This window comes from Synechococcus sp. R8-2, assembly GCF_047461715.1.
Taxonomy (GTDB): domain Bacteria; phylum Cyanobacteriota; class Cyanobacteriia; order Thermostichales; family Thermostichaceae; genus Thermostichus.
Window position 1 is genome coordinate 1 of record NZ_JANSHQ010000711.1, and the last position, 1387, is coordinate 1387.

Annotated in this window: 1 protein-coding gene and 1 pseudogene; both read left to right on the forward strand. The window is 61.3% G+C overall.

Translation table 11 applies throughout. The annotated features are described in order from the left end of the window. The first annotated feature begins 39 nt into the window (after window positions 1-39). Entirely contained in the window at window positions 40-942 is a 903-nt protein-coding gene (locus NW819_RS14105) for a 4-hydroxybenzoate solanesyltransferase (protein ID WP_011434393.1), read from the forward strand. A gap of 180 nt (window positions 943-1122) precedes the next feature. Then, a pseudogene (locus tag NW819_RS14110) lies at window positions 1123-1387 on the forward strand (hypothetical protein); the annotation flags it as partial.

The window sequence follows — 1387 nt, forward strand, 5'->3', positions numbered from 1 at the left end:
GGACTCCGTCCCGCTGTCGCGATTGGCCGGAAACCGGTTATGTCTGCTTCCCCTTCTGCACTCTGGGCCACTGGCGGAGCCATTCTGCGGCTGTTGCGCTGGCATAAGCCGGCAGGGCGATTGATTTTGATGATCCCGGCGCTGTGGGGAGCTTTTTTGGCCGGACGGGGAACGCCCCCTTGGCCGTTGGTCGGGATCATCATTTTGGGCAGCCTGGCTGCCAGTGGGGCAGGCTGTGTCATCAACGATCTTTGGGATCGGGACTTAGATCCATTGGTGGAGCGCACCCGCCATCGCCCGTTGGCCAGCCGGGAGTTGACCGTTGGCGTCGGGATCCTGATGGCGGTGGTGAGTTTGGCCTGTGCGGCAGGGCTGGCGCTGTTTCTCAACCCGGTTAGCTTTGCCCTCTGTGTGGCGGCGGTGCCGGTGATCCTGCTCTATCCGGGGGCCAAGCGGGTGTTTCCGGTGCCGCAGTTGGTGCTGGCTCTGGCGTGGGGATTTGCCGTGCTCATCAGTTGGACGGCGGTGAGCGGCCAAGATGCCAACACCCCCCTGTGGGAAGAGGGGCTGGGCTGGCTGTGGCTGGCCACGGTGTTGTGGACACTGGGATTTGATACCGTCTATGCTCTTGCGGATCGGGAGGACGATGAGCGGGCCGGGATCCATTCCAGCGCCCGTTTTTTCGGGCAGCGGACGCCGACGGCGGTAGGGCTATTTTTTTTGGGCACTGCCATCGCGCTGTTGGGGGTAGGCCTCAGCCTACGGTTGCATGGAGTTTATTTTGTCAGCTTGGCCATCGTCACTGTCCTCTGGGGCCGGCAAACCTGGCAGCTCCACCAAAGGAATGCCTCTCCCACCTTGTACCTGGCCATCTTCGGCCAAAATGTGGTGCAAGGGTTTATTCTGCTGGCGGGGATGATCGGCGGGTCCCTGCTGGCCTGAGGGATCCCCTAGCCTCTCGCATGGCCAGATGCCTCTCTGAAGAACGCCTTGCCCCTCAGCCGACGCTGGGGCTGCCTCTTTGGGAAGGGATCCCGACAAATCTCCGGACTGGCAGGAATCGGCCCAGGGCCATGGGCAAACGGTAGAATGAGACGATTAATTGCAGGATCCCAGCCTCCGATGGCCCCACTGAGCAGCGGTGAGCCTCCCTATGACATTCTTATTCTCTCAAACGGCCCTGGAGAGCTGACCACCTGGGTGCGTCCGGTGGTGATGGAATTGCGCCAGCAACTGCCTCAGGCACGTCTCTCCCTGGTGCTGTCCCCCTGCCCCCATGCTTCCGGGCAAGAGATGAAGATAGCGCAAGCGTTCGTCGACGTGGATCGGGTGCAGGATCCCGATTTTTTTCTGGCTTTTTTGCTTACTGGCCAAACCGAAGAAGCCT